This is a genomic window from Streptococcus oralis (assembly GCF_023109315.1).
Taxonomy (GTDB): Bacteria; Bacillota; Bacilli; order Lactobacillales; family Streptococcaceae; genus Streptococcus; species Streptococcus oralis_BS.
On the sequence record NZ_JALDUF010000001.1, the window covers coordinates 370,129 to 387,734 of the forward strand.

At 42.5% G+C, this 17,606-nt stretch carries 20 protein-coding genes, 1 tRNA gene and 1 other RNA gene; 17 read left to right on the forward strand and 5 right to left on the reverse strand.

Annotation, left to right across the window (positions count from 1 at the left end; translation table 11 throughout):
- Positions 1–64 precede the first annotated feature (64 nt).
- The 3 genes from nox to pdxT all read left to right on the forward strand — a co-directional run bounded on the left by nox (position 65) and on the right by pdxT (position 3,054).
- Positions 65–1,444, forward strand: a complete 1,380-nt coding sequence (gene nox / locus M1F74_RS01740; RefSeq protein ID WP_084851628.1) for a H2O-forming NADH oxidase — start codon at positions 65–67, stop codon at positions 1,442–1,444.
- A gap of 152 nt (positions 1,445–1,596) precedes the next feature.
- Entirely contained in the window at positions 1,597–2,472 is an 876-nt protein-coding gene (gene pdxS, locus M1F74_RS01745) for a pyridoxal 5'-phosphate synthase lyase subunit PdxS (RefSeq protein ID WP_000138522.1), read from the forward strand.
- Positions 2,473–3,054 (forward strand): pyridoxal 5'-phosphate synthase glutaminase subunit PdxT, encoded by a 582-nt coding sequence (gene pdxT, locus M1F74_RS01750; RefSeq protein ID WP_057488564.1) that lies wholly within the window; start codon positions 2,473–2,475, stop codon positions 3,052–3,054.
- A gap of 19 nt (positions 3,055–3,073) precedes the next feature.
- Here pdxT and trhA read toward each other — a convergent pair whose 3' ends face one another.
- Together trhA and M1F74_RS01760 are read right to left on the reverse strand one after the other, a co-directional pair.
- Positions 3,074–3,721 (reverse strand): PAQR family membrane homeostasis protein TrhA, encoded by a 648-nt coding sequence (trhA, locus tag M1F74_RS01755; RefSeq protein ID WP_001097972.1) that lies wholly within the window; start codon positions 3,719–3,721, stop codon positions 3,074–3,076.
- Complete coding sequence (locus tag M1F74_RS01760) at positions 3,718–4,164, reverse strand: DUF1836 domain-containing protein (protein ID WP_001087578.1); 447 nt, start codon at positions 4,162–4,164, stop codon at positions 3,718–3,720. The genes trhA and M1F74_RS01760 overlap by 4 nt, the downstream gene beginning before the upstream one ends.
- A gap of 134 nt (positions 4,165–4,298) precedes the next feature.
- Between M1F74_RS01760 and M1F74_RS01765 the strand changes: the two genes are divergently transcribed.
- The 7 genes from M1F74_RS01765 to trxB all read left to right on the forward strand — a co-directional run bounded on the left by M1F74_RS01765 (position 4,299) and on the right by trxB (position 8,653).
- Positions 4,299–4,793 carry a GNAT family N-acetyltransferase gene (locus M1F74_RS01765; RefSeq protein WP_247946118.1) on the forward strand — a complete coding sequence of 165 codons (495 nt, stop codon included), beginning with the start codon at positions 4,299–4,301 and terminating at the stop codon, positions 4,791–4,793.
- Positions 4,790–5,305 (forward strand): methylated-DNA--[protein]-cysteine S-methyltransferase, encoded by a 516-nt coding sequence (locus tag M1F74_RS01770; protein WP_247946119.1) that lies wholly within the window; start codon positions 4,790–4,792, stop codon positions 5,303–5,305. The genes M1F74_RS01765 and M1F74_RS01770 overlap by 4 nt, the downstream gene beginning before the upstream one ends.
- Positions 5,306–5,317: 12 nt before the next feature.
- Positions 5,318–5,674 (forward strand): arsenate reductase family protein, encoded by a 357-nt coding sequence (locus tag M1F74_RS01775; protein ID WP_000889069.1) that lies wholly within the window; start codon positions 5,318–5,320, stop codon positions 5,672–5,674.
- Between the two features lie 156 nt (positions 5,675–5,830).
- Positions 5,831–6,631, forward strand: a complete 801-nt coding sequence (locus M1F74_RS01780) for an amino acid ABC transporter permease (protein ID WP_000637477.1) — start codon at positions 5,831–5,833, stop codon at positions 6,629–6,631.
- Entirely contained in the window at positions 6,631–7,374 is a 744-nt protein-coding gene (locus M1F74_RS01785) for an amino acid ABC transporter ATP-binding protein (RefSeq protein ID WP_009729972.1), read from the forward strand. Before M1F74_RS01780 ends, M1F74_RS01785 begins: the two co-directional genes overlap by 1 nt.
- A gap of 77 nt (positions 7,375–7,451) precedes the next feature.
- The gene (locus M1F74_RS01790; RefSeq protein ID WP_000926603.1) at positions 7,452–7,676 is read left to right on the forward strand and encodes a DUF4059 family protein; all 225 of its coding nucleotides are present in this window, start codon (positions 7,452–7,454) and stop codon (positions 7,674–7,676) included.
- A gap of 65 nt (positions 7,677–7,741) precedes the next feature.
- Complete coding sequence (gene trxB / locus M1F74_RS01795) at positions 7,742–8,653, forward strand: thioredoxin-disulfide reductase (protein ID WP_000272337.1); 912 nt, start codon at positions 7,742–7,744, stop codon at positions 8,651–8,653.
- A gap of 191 nt (positions 8,654–8,844) precedes the next feature.
- Here the strand turns inward: trxB and rlmB are convergent, their stop codons facing one another.
- A complete protein-coding gene (gene rlmB, locus M1F74_RS01800; RefSeq protein WP_247946120.1) occupies positions 8,845–9,573 on the reverse strand; it encodes a 23S rRNA (guanosine(2251)-2'-O)-methyltransferase RlmB in 729 nt (242 codons plus the stop codon).
- Between the two features lie 44 nt (positions 9,574–9,617).
- Complete coding sequence (def, locus tag M1F74_RS01805; RefSeq protein ID WP_001272963.1) at positions 9,618–10,229, reverse strand: peptide deformylase; 612 nt, start codon at positions 10,227–10,229, stop codon at positions 9,618–9,620.
- 155 nt (positions 10,230–10,384) lie between these two features.
- Between def and M1F74_RS01810 the strand changes: the two genes are divergently transcribed.
- The 4 genes from M1F74_RS01810 to ssrA all read left to right on the forward strand — a co-directional run bounded on the left by M1F74_RS01810 (position 10,385) and on the right by ssrA (position 13,600).
- Complete coding sequence (locus M1F74_RS01810; protein WP_247946121.1) at positions 10,385–11,704, forward strand: CapA family protein; 1,320 nt, start codon at positions 10,385–10,387, stop codon at positions 11,702–11,704.
- A gap of 23 nt (positions 11,705–11,727) precedes the next feature.
- Positions 11,728–12,555, forward strand: a complete 828-nt coding sequence (locus M1F74_RS01815; protein WP_247946122.1) for a Cof-type HAD-IIB family hydrolase — start codon at positions 11,728–11,730, stop codon at positions 12,553–12,555.
- Position 12,556: 1 nt separating this feature from the next.
- On the forward strand, positions 12,557–13,192 hold the full coding sequence (locus tag M1F74_RS01820; protein WP_247946123.1) for an SGNH/GDSL hydrolase family protein: 636 nt from the start codon (positions 12,557–12,559) through the stop codon (positions 13,190–13,192).
- Positions 13,193–13,252: 60 nt separating this feature from the next.
- Positions 13,253–13,600, forward strand: a transfer-messenger RNA (tmRNA) gene (ssrA, locus tag M1F74_RS01825).
- 145 nt (positions 13,601–13,745) lie between these two features.
- On the opposite strand, the gene M1F74_RS01830 is transcribed toward ssrA, so the two are convergent.
- Positions 13,746–13,833: transfer RNA gene (locus M1F74_RS01830), tRNA-Ser, on the reverse strand.
- Between the two features lie 161 nt (positions 13,834–13,994).
- Between M1F74_RS01830 and M1F74_RS01835 the strand changes: the two genes are divergently transcribed.
- From M1F74_RS01835 to M1F74_RS01845, 3 genes are read left to right on the forward strand one after another with little or no spacing between them, the layout of a single operon-like run.
- Positions 13,995–14,735: a DeoR/GlpR family DNA-binding transcription regulator gene (locus tag M1F74_RS01835; RefSeq protein WP_247946124.1), complete on the forward strand. Its 741-nt coding sequence runs from the start codon at positions 13,995–13,997 to the stop codon at positions 14,733–14,735.
- Positions 14,732–15,643 (forward strand): 1-phosphofructokinase, encoded by a 912-nt coding sequence (gene pfkB, locus M1F74_RS01840; protein WP_247946125.1) that lies wholly within the window; start codon positions 14,732–14,734, stop codon positions 15,641–15,643. Before M1F74_RS01835 ends, pfkB begins: the two co-directional genes overlap by 4 nt.
- Entirely contained in the window at positions 15,640–17,592 is a 1,953-nt protein-coding gene (locus tag M1F74_RS01845; RefSeq protein ID WP_247946126.1) for a fructose-specific PTS transporter subunit EIIC, read from the forward strand. The genes pfkB and M1F74_RS01845 overlap by 4 nt, the downstream gene beginning before the upstream one ends.
- Positions 17,593–17,606: the final 14 nt, after the last annotated feature.

Below are 17,606 nucleotides of genomic sequence, written 5' to 3' on the forward strand. Positions count from 1 at the left end.
TAAACGCTAACAGTAAATGATATACTAGAAAAGTAAATCAAAAATTAAAGGTAGGAATTTTTCTATGAGTAAAATTGTTGTAGTTGGTGCTAACCATGCTGGTACAGCTTGTATTAATACGATGTTGGATAACTTTGGTCATGAGAACGAAATCGTAGTATTTGACCAAAACTCAAATATTTCATTCCTTGGTTGTGGAATGGCGCTTTGGATCGGGAAACAAATTGATGGCCCAGAAGGTCTCTTCTACTCTGATAAAGAAAAATTGGAAGCAAAAGGTGCTAAAATTTACATGAACTCACCAGTTCTTTCAATTGACTACGATAACAAAGTTGTGACTGCAGAAGTTGAAGGAAAAGAGCACAAAGAGTCTTATGACAAATTAATCTTTGCAACTGGTTCAACTCCAATCTTGCCTCCAATCGAAGGTGTAGAAATCGTTAAGGGCAACCGCGAATTCAAAGCGACTCTTGAAAATGTTCAATTTGTTAAGTTGTACCAAAATGCAGAAGAAGTAATCGAAAAACTTGCTGACAAGAGCAAACACCTTGAGCGCATTGCCGTTGTTGGTGGTGGTTACATCGGTGTTGAGCTGGCTGAAGCTTTCGAACGTCTTGGAAAAGACGTGGTGCTTGTTGATATCGTAGACACTGTTTTGAACGGCTACTATGACAAAGACTTTACCCAAATGATGGCGAAGAACTTGGAAGACCACAACATCCGCTTGGCGCTTGGTCAAACAGTTAAAGCCATCCAAGGTGACGGTAAAGTTGAACGCTTGGTAACAGACAAAGAAACATTTGATGTGGATATGGTGGTTCTTGCAGTTGGTTTCCGTCCAAACACAGCTCTTGCTGACGGTAAGATTGAACTCTTCCGTAACGGTGCCTTCCTTGTAGACAAGAAACAAGAAACATCTATCCCAGGTGTATACGCTGTTGGTGACTGTGCGACTGTTTATGACAATGCTCGTAAAGACACTAGCTACATCGCTCTTGCATCTAACGCTGTACGTACTGGTATCGTTGGTGCTTACAATGCTTGTGGACATGAATTGGAAGGAATCGGTGTGCAAGGATCAAACGGTATTTCAATCTATGGTCTTCACATGGTTTCAACTGGTTTGACTCTTGAAAAAGCCAAAGCTGCAGGCTATAATGCAACTGAAACTGGCTTTAACGATCTTCAAAAACCAGAATTTATGAAGCATGACAACCACGAAGTTGCCATCAAGATTGTCTTTGATAAAGACAGTCGCGAAATCCTTGGTGCACAAATGGTTTCACATGATGCTGCAATTAGTATGGGAATCCACATGTTCTCACTTGCTATCCAAGAGCATGTGACAATTGATAAATTGGCTTTGACAGACCTATTCTTCTTGCCACATTTTAACAAACCATACAACTACATTACAATGGCTGCACTTACAGCTGAAAAATAACAATAGCTGAGCTATCTGGCCTTAAGTTAAGGTCAGATAGTTTTTTTAATCCATCTGTACCCAGACAATTATTATTTTTCTATCTTGTACTTCATTCTAATCTGGCTTAAAATGAAATGGTAGCTACCAATACAAATGATGAGGATTAAGAAATGACTGAAAATCGTTATGAACTAAATAAAAACTTGGCACAGATGCTCAAAGGTGGGGTTATCATGGACGTTCAGAACCCTGAACAGGCTCGTATCGCAGAGGCTGCTGGTGCGGCAGCTGTTATGGCCTTGGAGCGGATTCCAGCTGATATTCGTGCAGCTGGTGGAGTTTCTCGTATGAGTGATCCAAAGATGATTAAGGAAATCCAAGAAGCGGTCAGTATTCCAGTGATGGCCAAGGTCAGAATCGGGCATTTTGTTGAAGCTCAGATTTTAGAGGCTATTGAGATTGACTATATCGATGAGAGTGAAGTGCTGTCTCCGGCTGACGACCGTTTCCATGTGGACAAGAAAGAATTTCAAGTTCCTTTTGTCTGTGGAGCTAAGGATTTGGGTGAAGCCTTGCGTCGTATCGCTGAAGGAGCTTCCATGATTCGTACCAAGGGAGAACCGGGTACAGGAGACATCGTTCAAGCTGTTCGTCATATGCGTATGATGAATCAAGAAATTCGCCGCATTCAAAACCTCCGTGAAGATGAGCTCTATGTGGCTGCCAAGGACTTGCAAGTCCCTGTTGAATTAGTCCAATACGTCCACCAACATGGAAAATTACCAGTTGTCAACTTCGCAGCCGGAGGTGTGGCAACACCAGCAGATGCTGCGTTAATGATGCAATTGGGGGCAGAGGGCGTCTTTGTCGGTTCAGGTATTTTCAAGTCAGGAGATCCTGTTAAACGAGCAAGTGCTATTGTTAAGGCCGTAACCAACTACCAAAATCCTCAAATTCTGGCTCAAATCTCTGAAGACCTAGGGGAAGCCATGGTTGGTATCAATGAGAATGAAATTCAAATTCTCATGGCAGAGCGAGGAAAATAGATGAAAATCGGAATACTAGCCTTGCAAGGTGCCTTTGCAGAACATGCAAAAGTGCTAGATAAACTAGGAGTCTCTAGTGTCCAAATCAGAAATTTAGAGGATTTTCAACACCATCAGAGTGACTTGTCCGGTTTGATATTACCTGGCGGTGAGTCTACAACAATGAGCAAGCTCTTGCGTGACCAGCAGATGTTGATTCCCATCCGAGAAGCCATTCTTTCTGGACTACCAGTCTTTGGAACTTGTGCGGGCTTAATTTTGCTGGCTAAGGAAATCATTTCTCAGGAAGAAAGTCATCTAGCGACTATGGACATAGTAGTTGAGCGCAACGCCTATGGGCGCCAACTAGGAAGTTTTTATACAGAAGCAGAATGTAAGGGAGTTGGTCAGATTCCCATGACCTTTATCCGTGGACCGATTATCAGCAGTGTTGGAGAGGGTGTAGAAATTCTAGCAACAGTTGATGATCAAATCGTTGCTGCGCAAGAAAAAAATATGCTGGTAACCTCTTTTCATCCAGAATTGACAGATGATGCTCGCTTGCACCAGTATTTTATCAATATGTGTAAAGAAAAAAGTTGAGAAAAGATTCTCAACTTTTTTACATGTAATAAACAATCGCGATATATTGGAGTGCAGATGCTGCTAGGATAAAGAGATGCCAAATCATGTGGAAATAAGGCTTTTTCTTGGCGTAAAATCCAGCTCCAACTGTATAACAGAGTCCGCCAGTTACCATGAGACTCCAGAAAATTGGCGTTGTTTGACTGATAATGGCAGGAATGATAGCCAGAACTAACCAGCCCATAATCAGGTAAAGGGCAAGACTGAATTTCTCATTGACCTTTTTAGCAAAGATTTTATAGAGGATGCCAAAGATGGTCGTTCCCCACTGAATGGCAATGATCAGATAGCCAAACCAGTTATTCATCAAAGTCAAGACGACCGGCGTATAAGAGCCTGCGATAGCTACGTAAATCATAGAATGGTCGATGATTCGTAAGACGTATTTGTGGGTCGAACCATAGGCCATAGAGTGGTAAATGGTTGACGAGAGGAACATGAGAAAGAGACTGATAACAAAGATAGAAACACCAAAAGATGATAAAAATCCATGTGCTTCATAACTATAGGTGGATGAAATAGGGAGTAGGATGAGCATGATAACGGCACCTACAGCATGGGTCACGCTATTAGCAATCTCCTCTCCAAAACTGAGTTTTTTACTGAGCTTTAGACTGGTATTCATTGGATTTCCTCCTCTTCTTTGATAAGGATTAAGTCTAGAGTTTGATGATAGAGTTTAACCGTTTGACAGCTAGTTTGGATAATAGGATTTTCTGGATCAATCCCATGGTTCATGTAGTCTACAAAAGCATCGTAGAGCTGGTCTGAGCTCGCTTGAGTTTGCAGAGTATTAAGGGTCTGAGCGATTTCTTGGATCGAAAAGACAGACTTGAGAGTGGTGATGGCAATCAAACGGGCGATCTGTTTGCGTTGGTATTTTTTCTTGTCTGGCTTTGTCAGGTAACCATGTTTGACATAGTTATTGACCATAGATGCTGTTAGTCCCTTGTCCTTATCTGGAGAGATAGGGGCACAGACCTGATTGACATAAAGTAAAACCTGATCCAGATAGAGGTCAATGTTTGGAATGTCTTCCCATTTTGGGTAGGAAAAGTTAGAATTCATTTCCAACTCCTTTTTATCTAGTTTTGATAACTAGATTATAAAATAATAAAAAACAAAAGTCAAGTTTCAACTGCTTGTAGAAAGCTTTAAATTATGCTATGATGAGAGAAAACAGTTAGAAATGAGGGGAAAAGATGGAGATTCGTTTAGCTTTTCCAAACGAAGTTGATGCGATTATGCGGGTGATGGAGGATGCTAAAAAGTGCTTAGCTGAGTCTGGTAGTGACCAGTGGCAAAATGGCTATCCAAATGCTGACATCATTATTGATGATATCATCTCTGGTCAAGCTTATGTGGCATTGGAAGAGGGAGAACTGTTAGCCTATGCTGCTGTGACCAAGAGCCCAGAGAAAGCCTATGAAGCCATTTATGAAGGAAGTTGGCAGGGGGAAGAATCAGAATATCTGGTCTTTCACCGTATCGCTGTGGCAGCAGATGTCCAAGGACAAGGTGTTGCTCAGACTTTCCTAGAAGGCTTGATTGAAGGTTTTGATTATCTAGATTTTCGCTCAGATACGCATGCAGAAAACAAGGCCATGCAGCATATCTTTGAAAAGCTAGGCTTCCAACAGATTGGTAAGGTTCCAGTTGATGGGGAACGTTTGGCCTATCAGAAATTAAAAAAATGAAGCAGAAAAAGTACGCAAAGATGCTCTACCCGTCGCCAATTGGAACCTTATCCTTAGTTGCTGACGAGCAATATCTGTATGGAATTTGGGTACAGGACCAAACTCATTTTGAGAGAGGTTTGACAGCTGAACAGATAGAAGAGGTTGCCAGTCATCCGATATTGGATCAAATTGTTTCCCATTTAGATGTTTACTTTGATGGGCAATCCCAGGATTTGTCAAAACTACCCTTGGCTCCCATTGGGACGGATTTTGAAAAGTGGGTCTGGGCCTACTTACAGAGCATTCCTTATGGTCAAACAGTGACTTACGGTCAAATAGCGAAAGATTTGCAGGTGGATTCTGCCCAAGCTATTGGCGGAGCAGTGGGGCGTAATCCTTGGTCCATCCTCGTACCCTGTCACCGTGTGCTGGGATCAGGCAATCGTCTGACAGGCTATGCATCGGGAGTCGAAAAGAAAGCCTGGCTCTTGCAACATGAAGGTGCAGCATTTCAAGAAAATAAAAAATAGAAAGAAAAGAAGATGTTAGAATTTATCGAATACCCAAAATGTTCAACTTGTAAGAAAGCAAAAAATGAACTAGACCAACTCGGACTTGACTATCAAGATATCCATATTGTAGAAGAAACACCAAGTGAAGAAGTGATTTTGAACTGGTTAGAAACTTCCGGTTTTGAAGTGAAACAATTTTTCAATACTAGCGGGATCAAATACCGCGAACTAGGCCTAAAAGATAAGGTAGGAAGTTTGTCAAAACAAGAAGCAGCCAAGCTTCTAGCCAGTGATGGTATGTTATTGAAACGTCCAATTTTGGTGGAGAATGGTGCTGTTAAACAAATCGGCTATAGAAAAACCTATGAGAATTTAGATTTGAGATAGTTTTTATTTATCTCCTTGATAGGTAAAATATATAGCCTCCCTGTTTTAAAGTGTGATAAACTAGAAGATAGACAAAGTCTGAGTAGCCCGTAGCAAATAATTTGCTTGCGAACAGAAGTATGATAGAATGAATCATTATCAGGAGAGGATGTTTTTATGATTGTTACAACATTTTTAGCATCAGATTGGTACCAAAGTTTGATGCAACTCATTCCGGATGGTAAGCTCTTTAGTTTGCGTTCGGTCTTTGATGGAATTCCAAGGATTGTCCAACAACTGCCTACAACCTTGATGTTGACGCTTGGAGGTGCACTCTTTGGTTTGCTACTTGCTTTGATTTTTGCCATTGTTAAGATCAATCGTGTTAAGATTTTATATCCCTTGCAGGCCTTTTTCGTCAGCTTCTTAAAAGGCACCCCAATCCTAGTCCAACTTATGTTGACCTACTACGGAATTCCTTTGGCACTGAAAGCTATTAACCAGCAATGGGGCACTGGTTTCAATATCAATGCGATTCCAGCAGCGCTTTTTGCGATTGTGGCCTTTGCTTTTAATGAGGCGGCTTATGCAAGTGAAACGATTCGTGCAGCCATCCTTTCTGTTAATCCAGGCGAAATTGAGGCGGCGCGTAGTTTGGGTATGACTCGTGCGCAAGTTTACCGTCGTGTAATTATTCCAAATGCGGCGGTGGTAGCGACGCCGACTTTGATTAACTCCCTTATCGGTTTGACCAAGGGAACTTCTCTAGCCTTTAGTGCAGGTGTTGTGGAGGTCTTCGCCCAAGCTCAGATTTTGGGTGGAGCCGATTATCGCTATTTTGAACGTTTCATCTCCGTAGCTCTTGTTTATTGGGTAGTCAATATCGGAATTGAGAGCCTCGGTCGTTTCATCGAGAGAAAAATGGCTATCTCAGCGCCGGATGCAGTATCTACAGATGTGAAAGGAGACCTTCGTTAATGATTAAGATTTCGAATTTAAGCAAATCCTTTTCAGGACAGACTGTCTTGGATCATCTGGACTTGGATATCCAAAAGGGAGAAGTAGTAGCCTTGATTGGTTCATCTGGAGCAGGGAAATCAACCTTTCTTCGTAGTTTGAACTACCTTGAAACTCCAGATAGTGGAACGATTCAGATTGACAATTTTAAAGTTGATTTTTCTCAGATTAGCCAAGAAGAGATCCTAACCCTTCGTCGCAAGTTATCTATGGTTTTCCAACAGTTTAATTTGTTTGAACGCCGAACTGCTCTTGACAATGTCAAGGAAGGTTTGGTTGTCGTTAAGAAATTATCGGACGAGGAAGCAACAAAAATCGCTAAGGAAGAGTTGGCCAAGGTTGGTCTTTCTGACCGTGAAAACCATTATCCTCGCCATTTATCAGGTGGACAAAAGCAACGGGTTGCCCTCGCGCGTGCGCTTGCTATGAAACCAGATGTCTTGCTCTTGGACGAACCCACTTCAGCCCTTGACCCAGAGTTGGTCGGTGAAGTAGAAAAGTCTATTGCAGATGCTGCCAAGTCAGGTCAGACCATGATTTTGGTCAGTCACGATATGTCTTTTGTAGCCCAAGTGGCAGACAAGGTTCTATTCCTAGATAAAGGGAAAATCATCGAGTCTGGCACACCAGATGAAATCATCAATCATCCGAAAGAAGAACGAACAAAAGAATTCTTTGCTAGTTACAAACGGACTTATATTTGATATAATAGAAAAAGGAAAACTCAGTTAGTTGGACTAGCTGAGTTTACTCTTTAAAAAAGATAGAAACGAGAGAGATCATGCTACTGCAACTGTTTTCTTTATATTTCGAGAGTTTGATCTTAACGACCATCCTTGTCGTGATTTTTCTGGGGATTTGGATTGGATTGAGAGCCATGTCTGGTGTGGACAAGACAGCCAAGGCTCGTCAAGCTCATCTCTATGATATGATTATGATTGGAGTTTTGGTTGTTCCGGTGTTATCCTTTGCCGTCATGAGTTTGCTCTTGGTTTTCAAGGCATAATCCTTGCGTGACTAGCAAGAATGAGTTAGAATAAAGATAGTTACAACAAGAAAGAAGGAATTGAAATGTACGATACGATTATTATCGGTGCTGGACCTGCGGGAATGACCGCTGCCTTATATGCTGCTCGAAGCAATCTGAAAGTAGGCTTGATTGAAGGTGGTCTGCCAGGCGGGCAAATGAATAACACATCTGATATCGAAAACTATCCAGGTTATGCCAATATCAGTGGACCTGAATTGGCTGAAAAGATGTTTGAACCACTTGAAAACCTTGGAGTAGAGCATCTTTATGGCTATGTTGAAAATATTGAAGACAAGGGTGACTATAAGAAGGTAATCACTGATGATCAAGTTTACGAAACCCGTACTGTCATCGTGGCAACTGGGTCAAAACACCGTCTTTTGGGAGTTCCCGGAGAAGAAGAACTGAACAGTCGTGGTGTTTCTTACTGTGCAGTCTGTGATGGAGCTTTCTTCCGTGACCAAGACTTGCTCGTAGTCGGTGGTGGAGATTCAGCGGTAGAAGAAGCCCTCTTCTTGACTCGCTTTGCCAAGACTGTTACCATTGTTCACCGTCGCGACCAACTTCGTGCCCAAAAGGTGTTGCAAGACCGTGCCTTTGCTAATGAGAAAGTCAACTTTATCTGGGACTCTGTCGTCAAGGAAATCAAAGGTGAAAACCGAGTAGAATCTGTCGTATTTGAAAATGTAAAAACAGGTCAAATAACAGAGCAAGCCTTTGGTGGTGTCTTTATCTATGTTGGTTTGGATCCCGTTAGCGATTTTGTCAAAGATTTGAATATTCAAGATCAGGCTGGCTGGATTGTGACAGATAACCACATGAAAACTGCCGTTGACGGTATCTTTGCGGTTGGAGATGTTCGCCAGAAAGACCTTCGCCAAGTAACAACAGCAGTTGGAGATGGGGCTATCGCTGGTCAAGAAGCTTACAAATTTATTACAGAACATAGTTAATACACTTCGAAAATCTCTTCAAACCACGTCAGCTTCGCCTTGCCGTAGGTATGGGTACTGACTTCGTCAGTTCTATCCACAACCTCAAAGCAGTGCTTTGAGCTGTCTTAAGCTAGCTTCCTAGTTTGCTCTTTGATTTTCATTGAGTATAATCATAAAAAAGTTTCCAATCAGATGACTGGAAACTTTTTTTATAGTCTATTTCGGAAAACTTCGTACATGAGAATGGCTGCAGCAACACTGGCATTGAGGCTTTGAACATGTCCATTCATGGGAATGGTAATCATCTCATCAACCTGTTTTTTGATGTTGCTAGAGATGCCTTTTCCCTCATTTCCGATGATGAGGGCGATTTTTCCTTTTGTATTCCACTTGTGGCAAGGAGTACCGTTCATATCCGTTCCAAAGGTCCAGAAGCCTTCATCCTTGAGTTTGTCTAGAGTTTGACTGAGGTTGGTCACTCGCGCAATCGGTACATGCTCAATAGCACCTGTGGCCGTTTTGGCAACGACAGGAGTCACTCCGACGGCACGGTGCTTGGGAATGATGACACCTGAAACATTGGTCGCATCAGCAGTCCTTAAGATAGAACCTAAGTTGTGAGGGTCAGTTAGACCATCCAGAATCAACAGAAGTGGATTTTCTTCTTGGCGTGTTTTGGCAAGGATGTGATCCAGCTCACTATAGGCAAATTCGGACACTCGTAGAACAAAACCTTGGTGGACAGCGCCTTCGGTCATTTCAGAGAGGGATTTTTTTGAGGTCCAAGAGATGGAGACCTTTTTCTCAGCAGCCAGTTCCTTGACTTTCTCAAGATTCTTTCCCCTTAGATCTTCTTGGAGGTAGAGTTTGTTTCCTGTATTTGCAAGGAGGGCTTCAGTAACGGCGTGGACGCCATAGACAATATCATTTGTTTTCATGCCTCTATTATAACACAAAACCCCGTCTTGCAACGGGATTTTCTTTATTCGAGGATGAGGAGTCCATCTTTGATAGCAAATGGGTCTTTCTCATTGATACGATCGTAGAACATGATTCCGTTGATGTGGTCAATTTCATGTTGGACAACGATAGAGTTGTATCCTTTAAGCTTGATGCGGTGTTTTTCTCCGTCCTTGTCAAAGTAATCAACAGTGACGCGGGCATGACGAACAACATAGCCTGGAACTACACGGTCGACAGATAGGCACCCTTCTCCTTCACCGAGGGCGGCGTCCTGAACAGAGTGAGAGACGATTTTGGGATTGTACATAACAGCTTGCAGGTCGTAGGCTTCCTGAGGAGTTTCACCTTCTTCCACAATATTTGGCACTAAAACAGCGATAATGCGTTTTGAGATATCTAACTGAGGAGCGGCCAATCCAACCCCACCGCGGAGTCCCATCTTTTCAGCCATAACAGGATCCTGAGAATTTTTGAGGAATTGCATCATCTTTTCTCCAAGGATGATTTCCTGGTCAGACAGTGGGAAAGTGACCTCCTCAGCAACCGCGCGTAAAGTTGGGTTCCCCTCACGGATAATATCGTTCATATTAATTAAATGAGCAGCTTTTGTAATACGTTCTATAGCAGACATTTTCTCTCCTTTCATTACCTCTACATGATAACACAAAATAGGCGAGAAAGAAAGTCACAGAAGTTCCTAAAAAATAATATAATAAACGGTATTCCTCTTTTGTCTGTGGTATAATAAAAGAAAAGACTTGCAGTAAAAGCAAGGGGGGAATAAAGATGGAAAAGCGACAAGATAGACGGTCTCATGGTCCTATTTTTGGATTGTTGAAGAGTAGTATTGGTTTCTTTAGGAATTATAAATCTTGGACAAATGCCCAGTTTATTACGGTGCTGTTGCTTGCAGTTTCCTTGTCTATGGGGCTGAACTTGTTGACCCAAGCAGTACAAGGGAACAAGGGAACAAGTCCGAGTGGTCAAACAGTTGATTCTGCTCAGACGTCTAGTCAGTCTAAGGAAAATCAGTCTGCCGAAACGACAGCTCGTATCATGGCAAATGGTGACCTTCTCTACCATATTCCTATCTACCGAACAGCTCTGAAAGAAGATGGAACCTATGATTTCCATGAAAATTTTGAGTATGTAAAACCCTGGCTCAAACAAGCGGATTTAGTGCTTGGTGACTTTGAAGGAACGGTGAACAAGGACCACTACTTGGCAGGCTATCCTCTCTTTAATGCGCCAGGGGAAGTCATGGATGCGATCAAGGATGCAGGCTACCAAGTTCTAGACTTGGCTCATAATCACATCTTGGATTCTCAAATTGAGGGAGTGGTTTCGACAGCAGAAGCTATTGAAAAGGCAGGGATGACACCCATAGGAGTCTACACACATGAATCCCGTGACCAAGCTCCGCTAGTTATCAAGGAAGTCAATGGTATCAAGGTAGCTCTCCTAGCCTATTCTTACGGTTTTAATGGCATTGAGCAGTATATCTCTCAAGAGGATTATAATCGCTATCTTTCTGACCTGAATGAAGATAAGATGAAGGCGGAAATCGAACGAGCTGAGCAAGAGGCGGATATTACTGTCATCATGCCTCAGATGGGAATTGAGTACCAGCTAGAACCGACGGAAGAACAGAAAACACTGTACCACAAGATGATTGACTGGGGAGCTGATATTATCTTTGGAGGGCATCCTCACGTCGTTGAACCTGCTGAAACAGTTGAAAAAGATGGTGACAAAAAATTGATCATCTATTCCATGGGAAATTTCCTCTCAAACCAACGCATTGAAACCATGCAAGACGAGGAAAATGCCAAGTGGACGGAGCGAGGTGTTCTCATGGATGTGACCATTAAGAAAAAAGATGGCAAGACAAGGATTGAAACTGCCCAAGCGCATCCTACTTGGGTCAATCGGACACCTAAAGGGACTTACTCTCCAGAAGGCTATCCGCTCTTCCTCTATCAGACCTATATCCTAGAGGACTTCATTGAGGGGGGCAGTCATCGTGATCAGTTGGACGAAGCGACCAAGGAACGAATTGACACGGCCTATAAAGAAATGAATGAACATGTAGGGTTGAAGTGGTAGGTGCTCACCCTAAAGGAGATATAATGACGATTAAATTGATTGCAACAGACATGGATGGAACCTTGCTAGACCCGAGAGGGCAGCTAGATCTGCCCCGCTTGGAGAAGATTTTAGATCAGTTGGATCAAAGGGATATTCGTTTTGTCATTGCGACGGGGAATGAAGTTCACCGTATGAGGCAATTACTAGAACACTTGGCGAGTAGAGTAGTTCTAGTAGTTGCCAATGGGGCGCGTATTTTTGAACATGATACATTACTTCAGGCTCAGACCTGGGATGATGCTATGGTTGACAAGGCTTTAGTTCATTTTAAAGGGAGGGAGTGCCGAGATCAATTTGTTGTCACTAGTATGAATGGGAGTTTTGTCAAGAAAGGAACTGTTTTTACAGAACTTGATAAATTTATGACTCCTGAGATGATTGAAAAACTCTATCGGCATACAAACTTTGTTGAAGAGCTCAGCTCGGATCTCTTTGGTGGGGTGCTAAAGATGAGTATGGTCGTCGGTGAAGAACGCTCTAGTTCTGTTTTGCGGGAAATCAATGACCTCTTTGATGGGCATGTAAGAGCTGTTTCCAGTGGTTATGGTTGTATCGATATCCTACAGGCTGGTGTTCACAAGGCTTGGGGATTGGAAGAATTACTCAAGCGCTGGGATTTGCAATCGGAACAAATCATGGCTTTCGGTGATAGCGAAAATGATATCGAAATGTTAGAACTGGCTGGAATTGCCTATGCTATGGAAAACGCAGCTGATGAGGTCAAGGCCGTTGCGACTGCCCTAGCTCCAACTAACAGCCAGGCGGGCGTTTATCAAGTCCTAGAGAATTGGTTAGAGAAAGAGGGATAAGGTGGCAGTACAGTTATTAGAGAATTGGCTCCTAAAAGAGCAGGAAAAAATTCAAGCCAAGTATCGTGGATTGAATCAAATTTCTGTCCTAGAGCCAGATATCATCTTTATTGGTGATTCGATTGTGGAATATTACCCTCTGCAAGAGTTGTTTGGGACGGCCAAGACGATTGTCAATCGTGGCATCCGAGGCTACCAGACGAGACTTTTATTAGAGAATCTAGATGCCCATCTGTATGGTGATGCTGTCGATCAAATTGTTCTCCTAATTGGGACAAATGATATTGGAAAAGATATTCCCATGAATGAAGCCTTGGATAATCTCGAGCGTGTAATCCAATCGATTGCCCGAGATTATCCGCTATCACAAATAAAGCTCCTTTCCATTTTGCCAGTCAATGAGGGAGAGAGATACAAGCAGACTGTTTATATCCGAACCAATGAAAAGATCAGAGAATGGAATCAAGCCTATGAGGCTCTAGCATCCGCCTATATGCAGGTAGATTTTGTGCCTGTTTATGATAGTTTGACAGATACAGAAGGACAACTCAAAAAAGACTATACAACAGATGGCCTCCATCTAAGTGTAGCCGGTTATCAAGTCTTATCGGAAGCCTTAAAAGGGGTTCTTTTCTAAAGAGGTGGCTTGATTTTGCATTTTTCATGAAGATAGGTTATAATGGTTCTATCGTCTTTTGGGGTCGTTACGGATTCGACAGGCATTATGAGGCATATTTTGCAACCCGTGTGGCGACGTAAACGCTCAGTTAAATATAACTGCAAAAAATAACACTTCTTACGCTCTAGCTGCCTAAAAACCAGCAGGCGTGACCCGATTTGGATTGCTCGTGTTCAATGACAGGTCTTATGATTAGCGAGATACGATTAAGCCTTGTCTAGTGGTTTGATAAGAGATTAATAGACTCGCAGTTCCTAGGCTTGAGTTATGTGTCGAGGGACTGTTAAAACAATACATAACCTATGGTTGTAGACAAATATGTTGGCAGGTGTTTGGACGTGGGTTCGACTCCCACCGGCTCCATTATTCTTTCACCAACCTTGGAAAAACGTTGTTAAATCAACGTTTTTTGTTTTTGCCTTTGGTATTCCTTGGTATTCTTTTTTTAAAAAGGGATACAAAAAAAAGATACAACATTTGTTGTATCTAAAAAAATAATTTTTCTTTTCTACGGAAGACATGGGATTCGAACCCACGCACGCTGTTACACGCCTACCGCGTTTCCAACACGGCCTCTTAAGCCTCTTGAGTAATCTTCCAATACTTACTCAAATAGTCTACCATAAAGCCACTTATCTTGCAATAAAAATTTTGGAAATAAGAAAAATGATAGAATTTGAAAGAAAATGATAAAAAATGCTTGACTTTGATAGAAATTGTGCTAGAATGAATAGTGTAAACGATAACAGGAGGTGATTTGGTGTTAAAAACTGAGCGGAAGCAACTGATTTTAGAGGAGTTAAATCAACATCATGTAGTTTCCCTAGAAAAATTGGTTAGTCTATTAGAAACATCAGAATCGACAGTACGAAGAGATTTGGACGAGTTGGAAGCAGAAAACAAGCTTCGCCGTGTGCATGGTGGAGCAGAACTACCTCACTCCTTGCAGGAGGAAGAAACCATCCAAGAAAAATCTGTCAAAAACCTTCAAGAGAAGAAGCTGCTGGCTCAAAAAGCAGCATCTCTTATTAAGGAAAAAGATGTCATCTTTATCGATGCTGGAACGACAACTGCTTTTTTAATCAAGAAATTGGTTAATAAGAATATCACAGTTGTGACCAACTCCATTCATCATGCGGTTCAGTTGGTTGAAAAACAGATTCCGACTGTCATGGTTGGAGGGAGTGTCAAGATGGCAACAGATGCATGTATCGGTGGAGTTGCTCTTAATCAAATTAACCAATTGCACTTTGACCGTGCCTTTATCGGGATGAATGGTGTGGACGATGGTTATTATACGACTCCTGATATGGAGGAGGAAGCCGTTAAGCGTGCTATTTTAGAGAATGCCAAACAAACCTATGTCTTGGTTGATTCGTCAAAGATTGGTCAAACTTGCTTTGCCAAGGTAGCGCCTCTCAAACGAGCTATTGTTATCACAAGTCAAGGGCATGAGCTCTTGCAGGCTATTAAGGAGAAAACGGAGGTAATAGAAGTATGATTTATACAGTCACACTCAATCCATCCATTGACTATATCGTTCGCTTAGACAAAGTAGAAGTAGGTAGTGTCAATCGTATGGAAAGTGATGATAAGTTTGCTGGTGGGAAAGGAATCAATGTCAGTCGTGTTTTGAAACGCTTGGGTATTCCAAATACAGCGACTGGTTTTATTGGAGGATTTACTGGTAAATTTATCACAGATACTTTGGAAGAAGAACAAATCACAACTCGTTTTGTCCAAGTGGCAGAAGATACTCGTATCAATGTTAAGATTAAGGCAGACCAAGAGACAGAAATCAACGGAACAGGTCCCAATGTTGAACCTGCTCAGTTGGAGGAGTTGAAAGCTGTTTTATCTAGTCTGACAGCAGATGATACGGTTGTCTTTGCGGGTTCAAGTGCTAAAAATCTAGGCAATGTTATCTACAAGGATTTGATTGCCTTGACCCGTCAGACTGGTGCGCAAGTGGTTTGTGACTTTGAAGGACAGACCTTGATTGATAGTTTGGACTACCAGCCACTTTTGGTTAAACCAAACAATCACGAACTTGGAGCTATCTTTGGAGTGAAACTTGAAAGTTTAGATGAAATCGAGAAATATGCTCGAGAATTGTTAGCTAAAGGTGCTCAAAACGTTATCATCTCTATGGCTGGGGACGGTGCCCTCCTTGTCACATCTGAAGGAGCTTACTTCGCTAAACCAATCAAAGGGACAGTAAAAAATTCAGTTGGTGCTGGTGACTCTATGGTCGCTGGATTTACCGGTGAATTTGTCAAATCAAAAGATGCAGTAGAAGCCTTCAAATGGGGAGTGGCTTGTGGAACAGCAACTACTTTCTCTGATGACTTGGCAACTGCAACATTTATAAAAGAAACTTATGAAAAAGTTGAGGTAGAAAAACGATGAAAATTCAAGACCTATTGAGAAAAGATGTCATGTTGCTGGATTTGCAGGCAACTGAAAAAACAGCTGTCATCGACGAGATGATTAAAAGTTTGGTAGATCACGGTTATGTGACGGATTTTGAAACCTTTAAAGAAGGAATCTTAGCGCGTGAAGCTCTGACTTCTACTGGTTTGGGTGACGGAATTGCTATGCCTCACAGCAAAAATTCTGCTGTCAAAGAAGCAACGGTTCTCTTTGCTAAGTCAAACAAGGGTGTTGACTATGAGAGCTTGGATGGGCAACCAACAGACCTCTTCTTCATGATTGCAGCTCCAGAAGGTGCAAATGACACCCACTTGGCAGCCTTGGCAGAATTGTCTCAATACTTGATGAAAGACGGTTTTGCTGACAAACTTCGCCAAGTAACATCAGCTGACCAAGTCATCGAACTCTTTGACCAAGCTTCAGAAAAAGCTGAGGCGCCTGTCCAAGCTCCTGTAAATGAATCTGCTGACTTTATCGTTGCAGTTACGGCTTGTACAACAGGAATCGCCCACACTTACATGGCCCAAGAAGCCCTTCAAAAAGTGGCTGCTGAAATGGGTGTAGGCATCAAGGTTGAAACCAACGGTGCTAGCGGTGTAGGTAACCAACTAACTGCAGAAGATATCCGTAAGGCTAAAGCCGTGATTATCGCAGCAGACAAGGCTGTTGAAATGGATCGTTTCGATGGCAAACCATTGATCAATCGTCCAGTTGCTGACGGTATCCGTAAGACTGAAGAATTGATTAACTTGGCTCTTTCAGGAGATGCTGAAGTTTATCGTGCTGCTAATGGAGCAAAAGCTGCAACAGCAAGCAATGAAAAACAAAGTATCGGTGGTGCCTTCTACAAACACCTGATGAGTGGTGTATCCCAAATGTTGCCATTCGTTATCGGTGGTGGGATTATGATTGCCCTTGCCTTCTTGATTGATGGTGCTATGGGTGTGCCCCAAGATAGTCTTGGCAATCTCGGTTCTTACCATGAGTTGGCTTCTATGTTCATGAAAATCGGTGGTGCAGCTTTTGGCTTGATGCTTCCAGTTTTTGCAGGATATGTTGCCTACTCTATCGCTGAAAAACCAGGTTTAGTAGCAGGTTTTGTGGCTGGTGCTATTGCCAAAGAAGGTTTTGCCTTTGGTAAAATCCCTTATGCTGCAGGAGGAGAAGCAACTTCAACACTTGCAGGTGTCTCATCTGGTTTCCTAGGTGCTCTTGTTGGTGGATTTATCGCAGGTGCCTTGGTTCTTGCTATCAAGAAATACGTTAAAGTTCCTCGTTCACTTGAGGGTGCTAAATCAATCCTTCTCTTGCCACTTTTTGGAACAATTCTGACAGGATTTGTCATGCTGGCTGTCAACATTCCAATGGCAGCAATCAACACTGCTATGAATGACTTCCTTGGCGGTCTTGGAGGAGGTTCAGCTGTCCTTCTCGGTATCGTTCTTGGTGGAATGATGGCTGTTGACATGGGTGGACCTGTCAACAAAGCAGCCTATGTCTTTGGTACAGGTACGCTTGCAGCGACTGTTTCCTCAGGTGGTTCTGTAGCCATGGCAGCAGTTATGGCGGGAGGAATGGTGCCACCACTTGCTATCTTTGTCGCAACCCTCCTCTTTAAAAATAAATTCACCAAAGAAGAACGTAACTCTGGTTTGACAAACATCATCATGGGCTTGTCATTTATCACCGAGGGAGCGATTCCGTTTGGTGCAGCAGACCCAGCTCGTGCGATTCCAAGCTTTATCCTTGGCTCTGCAGTGGCAGGCGGACTCGTTGGTCTTGCAGGAATCAAACTCATGGCGCCACACGGAGGAATCTTCGTCATCGCCCTTACTTCAAATGCTCTTCTTTACCTTGCCTGTGTCTTGGTTGGTGCGATTGTAAGTGGTGTGGTTTATGGTTACCTCCGCAAACCACAAGCATAAAAAAGTATCAGAAT